General features: G+C 55.1%; 7 protein-coding genes. 5 read left to right on the top strand and 2 right to left on the bottom strand.

The window, feature by feature from the left end:
* Positions 1 to 351: 351 nt before the first annotated feature.
* From Q1Y74_RS12225 to queF, 4 genes are all read left to right on the top strand, one after another.
* A complete protein-coding gene (locus Q1Y74_RS12225) occupies positions 352 to 1824 on the top strand; it encodes a hypothetical protein (protein WP_300814594.1) in 1473 nt (490 codons plus the stop codon).
* 182 nt (positions 1825 to 2006) lie between these two features.
* Positions 2007 to 2687, top strand: a complete 681-nt coding sequence (locus Q1Y74_RS12220; RefSeq protein WP_300814593.1) for a queuosine precursor transporter — start codon at positions 2007 to 2009, stop codon at positions 2685 to 2687.
* Positions 2688 to 3025: 338 nt separating this feature from the next.
* Complete coding sequence (gene queC, locus Q1Y74_RS12215; RefSeq protein WP_300814596.1) at positions 3026 to 3679, top strand: 7-cyano-7-deazaguanine synthase QueC; 654 nt, start codon at positions 3026 to 3028, stop codon at positions 3677 to 3679.
* A 41-nt stretch (positions 3680 to 3720) separates the two neighbouring features.
* Complete coding sequence (queF, locus tag Q1Y74_RS12210; protein WP_300814592.1) at positions 3721 to 4176, top strand: preQ(1) synthase; 456 nt, start codon at positions 3721 to 3723, stop codon at positions 4174 to 4176.
* Between the two features lie 28 nt (positions 4177 to 4204).
* Here the strand turns inward: queF and Q1Y74_RS12205 are convergent, their stop codons facing one another.
* Both Q1Y74_RS12205 and eno read right to left on the bottom strand, forming a co-directional pair.
* Positions 4205 to 4549: a HigA family addiction module antitoxin gene (locus Q1Y74_RS12205; protein WP_300814591.1), complete on the bottom strand. Its 345-nt coding sequence runs from the start codon at positions 4547 to 4549 to the stop codon at positions 4205 to 4207.
* 135 nt (positions 4550 to 4684) lie between these two features.
* Positions 4685 to 5965, bottom strand: a complete 1281-nt coding sequence (gene eno, locus Q1Y74_RS12200) for a phosphopyruvate hydratase (protein WP_300814590.1) — start codon at positions 5963 to 5965, stop codon at positions 4685 to 4687.
* 393 nt (positions 5966 to 6358) lie between these two features.
* On the opposite strand from eno, the gene Q1Y74_RS12195 reads away from it, so the two are divergent.
* On the top strand, positions 6359 to 8517 hold a 2159-nt coding region (locus Q1Y74_RS12195), incomplete at its 3' end, for a TonB-dependent receptor (RefSeq protein WP_300814595.1).

Below are 8517 nucleotides of genomic sequence, written 5' to 3'. Positions count from 1 at the left end.
GGCATATTGCTTTTTTGAGAAGAAACCCGCCATTGATGTAAAGTTTATCAATGACGGGCAACTTACTATCTTTTAATTTTATATCGAACTCACGTTAAAATAGCGAGTTGTAGATTGGTTGAACCTGATGAAGAAAGCCTGTTTGGGGGACATGATTGCTATATTGAAGCAAATTATGCAAATGGATTGAAGTTAAGGGCAAAATGCTTTTGTTTTCCTATTAGTTTCAAGAGAAACGATTGTCTCTCCTTGACAATGTAGAGAGCTGATTTTTCATTTTTGGCACAAAGTTGTTTAAATTGTGCAATAATGTTGTACCTTTGCATGCGAAATCAATAAAAAGAGTAATACATGAGAAAAAACTTGTTAATCGGCGCAGTGCTGCTGATTGTTTCAATTCCAACTTTTGCAGGAGGGTACCTGACTAATACGAATCAGAACATCCTGTTTTTGCGAATGCTGGCTCACGATGCTTCTACTCGCATTGATGCGGTTTATTCCAATCCAGCCGGACTGGCCTTTATTGAGAGTGGCGACGGCCTGCATTTATCTTTGAATATTCAAAGTGCCTATCAGACACGTCAGATAACTTCCACGTTCGCTCCTTTTGCATACGGTGTACAGAATAACGGTAGTGCAACCAAGCTGTTCAAAGGCGAGGCTTCGGCTCCTGTCATTCCCAGCATCCAGGCTGCCTACAAGAATGGTGACTGGGTATTCTCGGGTAGCTTTGCAGTGACGGGGGGTGGTGGTAAGGCCACGTTCAACAGCGGACTGGCTTCGTTCGAGTCCATCATTTCTATGCTTCCCGTGTTCGGTCAGAGTTTGGGCATCAACCGTTACGATGTGGACAGCTATATGGAAGGTAGTCAGTTTTTCTATGGTGTCCAGTTGGGTGTCACTTATAAGATTAACGAACACCTTTCGGCCTTCGTGGGCGGACGTATGAATTATGTGAACAATAATTACTCAGGCTACCTGCGCAATATACAAATCAATACGCCGGGCACGGAAAACATGGTGCCGGCTTCGGATGCTTTCAAGGGATTGGCCGCACAGATTCCAGATGGTGCTCCTGCTGATATGCAGCAACAGAAAGTGCTGCTGGGTATGTTGGCCAAAGCCACGGAAGATAAAGAGCTGGATTGTGACCAGAAAGGGTGGGGATTAACGCCAATTATTGGTCTTGACTTCAACTACAACAAGTTGAACATTGGCGTGAAGTATGAATTCAATACCAACTTGAACGTGGAGAACGACACGCGTGTCAATACCACCGGTTTCCCTGCCTACGACCACGGCATCAATACGCCGAACGATATTCCAGCCCTGCTGACAGTCGGTGTTTCCTACGATATTCTGCCTACATTGCGTGCTTCGGTGGGCTACCATCATTTTTTCGACAAGCAGGCCGACATGGCTAATGACAAGCAAAAACTGCTGTCGGCCGGCACCAATGAATACCTGGCAGGTATAGAATGGGATGTACACAAACGCATTCAAATCAGTGGCGGTATGCAGCGTACCAAGTATGGTCTGACTGACGACTACATGGAAGACATCAGTTTTGTCACCAGTTCCTGGTCGTTCGGCTTCGGCGCAGGCATCAAACTGGCTAAGAACTTGAATCTGAACATTGCCTATTTCTGGACTAACTACGACGACTACACTCGCGAGAGCAGCGATTACAACCACATGTCGCAGAAGTTGCAGAACATCGGTTTACCCGAGGCTGTGGCCTCTCAGTTGCCCAAACTGCCGGGAACTGACGTATTCACCCGTACGAATAAAGTGTTCGGCGTGGGTATCGACTATAAGTTCTGATTCCCGTTTCTTCTTTGGAAATACTTGTATGAGAGGTTGTCGCTTTATTGTCGACAGCCTCTTTTTTGTGTTCCTCTGTTGCCTGTTTGTGCGGAAAAGCCTATCTTTGCGTCCGATTTTAAAATGAGATGCCGTGAATAGCGGTCGTGTATTCTAGGTCAACCACGTAAAAAACAGGAATTATGAAGCAGAAAGTATCCGTATCCTTTATGCTGATGGGCATCTTGTTCAATGTGTGCCTCATCGCAGCCAATCTTCTTGAAACCAAAGTCATCCAGGTGGGTAGCCTGACCGTTACTGCCGGACTGCTGGTTTTCCCCATTTCTTATATTATCAACGACTGCATTGCCGAAGTCTGGGGCTTCCGCAAGGCGCGTCTTATTATCTGGAGTGGTTTCCTGATGAATTTCTTTGTCGTCACGTTGGGGCTGGTGGCCGTGTCGCTGCCTGCCGCTCCGTTTTGGGAGGGCGAGGAGCACTTCAACTTTGTTTTCGGCATGGCACCTCGCATTGTGGCTGCCAGTCTGCTGGCTTTCTTGGTAGGTTCGTTCCTCAATGCCTACGTGATGAGCCGCATGAAGATAGCCAGCCACGGACGTCATTTCTCGATACGCGCCATCTGGTCTACCATCGTGGGCGAGACGGCCGATTCGCTCATCTTCTTTCCCATCGCGTTTGGCGGTGTCATTGCCTGGCGTGAACTGCTGGTGATGATGGGCCTGCAGATTGTCCTGAAGTCGGCCTACGAGGTAGTCATCCTGCCCGTCACCATCCGTGTGGTGAAGGCGGTGAAGCGCATTGACGGCAGCGACGTTTTCGACGAAGGCATCTCGTATAAGGTGTGGAAGGTCAGAGACCTTTGAGCATTGGACAGAATAAATCCCTACTCAAGTTTCGCAAGTGCGAATTGAAAATCGGCGAAGCCAAACTTCCAGGAGTTAAAGAAGTTAAAAGGAAGCCCCCTCCAACTCCCCCCGAAGGGGGAGAGGTCCCACCAGGGTGGGCTTAGGAGTTAAAGCCGATAGACAAAAAAATGAAGAATGAAGAATGAAAAATGAAGAATTTATTAACCATTAATCATTAACCATTAACCATTCACAAAGGTATTGGCTTAACTCCTTAACTTCTTAACTCCTTAACTACCCGATAAATATTAAATCCGAATCTTGAGAACTTAAAATCCAATATAACAAGAATGAATATGAATAATGATGTAGCTTTGGTTGTGTTCAGCGGAGGGCAGGACTCAACCACCTGTCTGTTTTGGGCAAAACGGCAGTTTAAGAAGGTATATGCTTTGAGCTTCCTGTATGGACAGAAGCACCGGCAGGAGGTGGAGCTGGCGCGGCAGATTGCCGCAAAGGCGGGCGTGGAGTTCGACGTGATGGATGTGTCGTTCATCGGGCGGCTGGGACACAACTCGCTGACCGATACCTCGATGGTGATGGATCAGGAGAAGCCCGAAGGCGGCGTGCCCAATACCTTTGTGCCGGGCCGCAACCTGTTCTTCCTGAGCATTGCCGCCGTCTATGCCCGCGAGCGGGGCATCCACCACCTGGTGACGGGTGTGTCGCAGACGGACTTCAGCGGCTATCCTGACTGCCGCGACGCCTTCATCAGGTCGCTCAACGTGACGCTCAACCTGGCCATGGACGAGCAGTTCGTCATCCACACCCCACTGATGTGGATAGACAAGGCCGAGACCTGGGCTTTGGCCGACGAACTGGGCGTGCTGGACCTGGTGCGCAACGAGACCCTGACCTGCTACAACGGCATACCCGGCGACGGATGCGGCCACTGCCCTGCCTGCAAGCTGCGTCGCGAGGGGCTAGAGAAGTATCTGGCAAGCAAGTGAATGCCTGCCTGCGTAAATGTCAAATCTAAACAATCCGAACAATGACCGAACTGAAAGACCAACTATCCCTGCTGGGTCGCAAGACCGAGTATAAGCAAGACTATGCTCCCGAAGTGCTCGAAGCCTTCGACAACAAACATCCCGAGAACGATTACTGGGTGCGCTTCAACTGCCCCGAGTTCACCAGCCTGTGTCCCATCACCGGCCAGCCGGACTTTGCCGAGATACGCATCTCCTACATCCCGGACGTGAAGATGGTGGAGAGCAAGAGCCTCAAGCTCTATCTCTTCAGCTTCCGCAACCACGGTGCGTTCCACGAAGACTGCGTGAACATCATCCTGAAGGACCTCATCCGCCTGATGAATCCCAAATACATCGAGGTGACCGGCCTGTTCACCCCGCGCGGCGGCATCTCCATCTATCCGTATGCCAACTACGGCCGCCCCGGCACCAAGTACGAGCGCATGGCCGAGCAGCGGCTGATGAGCCGCGAGTAGCTTCCATGCAGACTGGTTGCCCCTCCTGTTAGAGAGCGGCAACCAGTTTGCGTATATTGGCCAGCCTTTCCAGGAAGGACTGGTTCGACTTGGCCACCTGCATGTCGTAGCGCATCTGTTGCCGGATCCATATCTCCGCATCAATGCCCAGCGCCGCTTCAAACAGCAGTGCATACTCGGTGGAGACAGAACGTTTGCCGTTTAAGATCTCGTTGAGCAATGTGGGCGAGATACCCATTTGTGCGGCGAGCTTCCGTTGAGACAGACCACGATATTCTATCTCGTCCTTAATCAATTCTCCGGGATGGATAGGTTCCGACGGAGTCAGATTGTTGGCTATCATTTTAGGGTCAACGCCTTTCAAGGTAATCATAGTGCTTCTTATTTATACATAGATTGGATGCACAAATGTAAGGAATAAATTGGAATTCTTGTATTTATTGGGGTAAAACAAAGAATGCCCTCCGCGGTGGAGGGCATTCCCAAGAAAAGCGATGGTTGGCGCGGGTTACTTGATGCGCGGGTAGCCGTAGACGGCCAGGGAGCCCAGTTCCTCCTCGATGCGGAGCAGCTGGTTGTACTTGGCCATGCGGTCGGAGCGGCTGAGGGAGCCGGTCTTTATCTGTCCGCTGTTGGTGGCCACGGCGATGTCGGCAATGGTGGCGTCCTCCGTCTCGCCCGAGCGGTGGGAGGTGACGGTGGTGTAGCCGTTGCGGTGGGCCATCTCGATGGCGTCCAGCGTCTCGCTCAGGGTACCTATCTGGTTCACCTTGATGAGGATGGAGTTGGCGCATCCCTCGGCGATGCCGCGGCGCAGGAACTCCACGTTGGTGACGAAGAGGTCGTCGCCCACCAGCTGGCAGCGGTCGCCGATGCGTTCGGTCAGTTTCTTCCAGCCTTCCCAGTCGTTCTCGCTCATGCCGTCCTCGATGGAGTCGATGGGGTATTGGTTAATCAGGTCTTCCAGGTAGGCAATCTGCTCGTCGGCCGTGCGTCGTTTGCCTTTGTCGCCTTCGAAGAGGGTGTAGTCGTACACGCCGTCGCGGTAGAACTCGCTGGAGGCGCAGTCCATGCCTATGCGCACGTCCTGTCCCGGCTCGTAGCCGGCGGCGCGGATGGCGTCCATGATGCAGTCCAGTGCGTCTTCCGTGCCGTCCAGGGCGGGTGCGAAGCCGCCTTCGTCGCCCACGGCGGTGCTGAGGCCGCGGTCGTGTAGCACCTTCTTCAGGGCGTGGAACACTTCGGCACCCATGCGCAGACCCTCGCGGAAGGACGTGGCACCTACGGGGCGTATCATGAACTCCTGGAAGGCGATGGGCGCGTCGCTGTGCGAGCCGCCGTTGATGATGTTCATCATGGGCACGGGCAGGACGTAGGTGTTCGTGCCGCCTATATACCTATATAAAGGAATGTCGAGCGCGCAGGCGGCTGCCTTGGCCACGGCGAGCGATACGCCGAGGATGGCGTTGGCGCCCAGGCGCGACTTGGTGGGGGTGCCGTCCAGCTCCAGCATGCGGTGGTCGACGGCGCGCTGGTCGAGGGCCGACAGGCCGACGAGGGCGGGGGCGATGAGGGTATTCACGTTCTCCACGGCCTTCAGCGTTCCCTTGCCGCCGTAGCGCTGTTTGTCGCCGTCGCGCAGCTCCAGAGCTTCGTGCTCGCCGGTGGATGCGCCCGACGGCACGGCTGCGCGGCCCATGGCACCGCATTCCAGTGTAACGTCTACTTCTACGGTGGGATTGCCGCGCGAGTCGAGTATTTCGCGGGCGATGATTTTTTCAATTCTCATACAATTTCAGTTTTTATGGTTCGTAATCTTTCTTATGGTAATAACACTTTCCGTCCCTGCAAAGTTCGTATAAAGTGGCTTTCTGTCCAATACCTATATATAGGTAAATGCGGCGGAAGGGGCGGGCAAGTAGGTAAGGCAAGGGCCGGTTTACCTATAAATGGTTATTGACACGGATGCGGGCCCCGGCGGAGGCGGGAATTTTTACCGATAAAAGGCGATTGTGCGACTTCTAATTTCTGCGGAACTTTGCAGCCGAATTTTAAAAGAGCAGAGAGAACATTGAAGACAACAGCATTTACATTCTGGTTATGGCTGCTGCTGGTTGGCGGGACGGTTGCCGTCTGTGCCCAGGGCCGCCACGACGGACGACACGGGGGAGGCCGCTGCCACGTGTCGGGCAGGGTCACTTCGGCGGAGCATGAGCCGGAAGTGGTGGACTTTGCCACCGTCTATCTGAAAGGAACCACCTACGGCGGCACCACCGACGCCGAGGGCCGCTTCCGCATACAGGCCCCTGAGGGCAAGTACACACTGGTCGTTTCGGCCATAGGCTACCGGACGGAGGAACGGACGCTCACCCTGGGCCGCGAAGGATGCCGGGGCCTGGACATCGTCCTGGCGCCCGATGTGCAGCAGCTGGACGAAGTGACCGTCGTTTCGACCGGTGTGAGCCGCGTCAAGCGATCGGCCTTCAACGCCGTAGCGGTAGACACCAAAGAGTTGCAGAACACCACCAAGAACCTGAGCGAAGCGCTGGCCAAGGCACCGGGCATGAAGCTGCGCGAGTCGGGCGGGGTGGGTTCGGACATGCAGGTGATGATGGATGGCTTCAGCGGCAAGCACGTCAAGGTGTTCATTGACGGCATCCCGCAGGAGGGCACGGGCAGCTCGTTCGGCCTGAACAACATCCCCGTAGGCTTTGCCGAGCGCATCGAAGTATATAAAGGTGTGGTGCCCGTAGGCTTCGGCACGGACGCCATCGGCGGCGTCATCAACATCGTCACGGGCAAGCAGCGCCGCCGCTGGTTTGTGGACGCGTCCTACTCCTACGGCTCGTTCAACACGCACAAGTCCAACTTCCGCTTCGGGCAGACCTTCCGCAACGGCTTCACCTACGAGGTGAACGCTTTCCAGAACTATTCGGACAACAATTACTACGTAGACGCCCCCGTGCTCGACTTCGGGACGGGCAGCTTCAACGAGCAGGAGAAGGTGCGCGTCCGCCGCTTCCACGACAATTACCACAACGAGGCCGTCGTGGCCAAGGCGGGCTTCGTGGACAAGCCTTGGGCCGACCGCCTGATGCTGGGCTTCGTCTGGTCGCAGATGTACAAGGACATACAGACCGGTGTGCGCCAGAAAACCGTCTTCGGCGAGAAGCACCGCTTCGGCCACTCGCTCATCCCCTCGCTGGAGTACAGCAAGCGGGACCTGTTAGTGAAAGGCCTCGACCTGACACTGTCGGCCAACTACAACCGCAACGCCACCACCAACGTGGACACGGCCCACTACAAGTACAACTGGCTGGGCGAGCGTCAGCCCCTGAACACGCCCGGCGAACAGTCGCGCCAGTACAGCCGCGCCGACAACGACAACTGGAATGCCACAGCCACGATGAACTATCGTCTGGGGCGCATCCATACGTTCACCCTGAACCACGTGCTCAGCACCTTCCGCCGCGACAACACCTCGCTGCTGGCTGCCGAGGCACAGACCGACCCTATCGCCAAGCAGACGCGCAAGAACATCACCGGACTGGCATACCGCCTGATGCCCTCCGAGCGCTGGAACCTCTCCGCCTTCGGCAAGCACTACCATCAGTACGTGGCCGGACCCATGGCCGAGGATGACACGGGCAGCAACTACGTACGCACCAGCCGCACGGTCAGCTCCTGGGGTTACGGAGCGGCAGGCACCTGCTTCCTCCTCGAAGGCCTGCAGGCCAAGCTGTCGTACGAGCGTGCCTACCGTCTGCCCACCATCGAAGAGATGTTCGGCGACGAGGACCTGGAGAGCGGGCAGATAAGCCTGCGCCCCGAGAGCAGCCACAATGTGAACTTCAGCCTCAGCTATGCGCGTACGCTGGGCAGCCACTCTTTCTATGTGGAGGGAGGACTGGTCTACCGCGACACGCACGACTACATCCAGCGCAACGTACAAGACCTGAGCGGCGGACGGGAGAATGCCACCTACATCAACTATGGCAACGTACTGACCAAGGGCTACAACCTCTCCGCACGCTACAGCCTGGGACGCTGGCTCAGTCTGGGCGGTAACTTCACCCAGATGGACGTGCGCGACAATGAGCCCTACCAGATAGGCAGCACGGGCAATGCGGTGGAGAATCTGGGCTACCGTTCGCGCATGCCCAACGTGCCCTACCGCTTCGCCGACTTCGACGCCAACTTCTACTGGCGCGACTTGGGCGGACGGGGCAACCTGCTGACACTGACCTACGACAACCAGTGGACGCACTCGTTCTCCTACTACTCCGAGGTCATCGGCAGCAGCAGCGACTACATCGTCCCCGACCAGTTTGCCCACAACCT

The organism is uncultured Bacteroides sp. (assembly GCF_949298305.1).
In the GTDB taxonomy this organism is placed as follows: Bacteria; Bacteroidota; Bacteroidia; order Bacteroidales; family Bacteroidaceae; genus Bacteroides.
Note: the sequence above shows the minus strand (reverse complement) of the source record. Positions and strands in the feature narration are given on the sequence as shown.

What these genes read in the sequence shown, in the direction of transcription:
- Q1Y74_RS12225 (WP_300814594.1), top strand. Translation starts at nt 352, where the DNA reads ATGAGAAAAAACTTGTTAATCGGCGCAGTGCTGCTGATTGTTTCAATT.
- Q1Y74_RS12220 (WP_300814593.1), top strand. Translation starts at nt 2,007, where the DNA reads ATGAAGCAGAAAGTATCCGTATCCTTTATGCTGATGGGCATCTTGTTC.
- queC (WP_300814596.1), top strand. Translation starts at nt 3,026, where the DNA reads ATGAATAATGATGTAGCTTTGGTTGTGTTCAGCGGAGGGCAGGACTCA.
- queF (WP_300814592.1), top strand. Translation starts at nt 3,721, where the DNA reads ATGACCGAACTGAAAGACCAACTATCCCTGCTGGGTCGCAAGACCGAG.
- Q1Y74_RS12205 (WP_300814591.1), bottom strand. Translation starts at nt 4,549, where the DNA reads ATGATTACCTTGAAAGGCGTTGACCCTAAAATGATAGCCAACAATCTG.
- eno (WP_300814590.1), bottom strand. Translation starts at nt 5,965, where the DNA reads ATGAGAATTGAAAAAATCATCGCCCGCGAAATACTCGACTCGCGCGGC.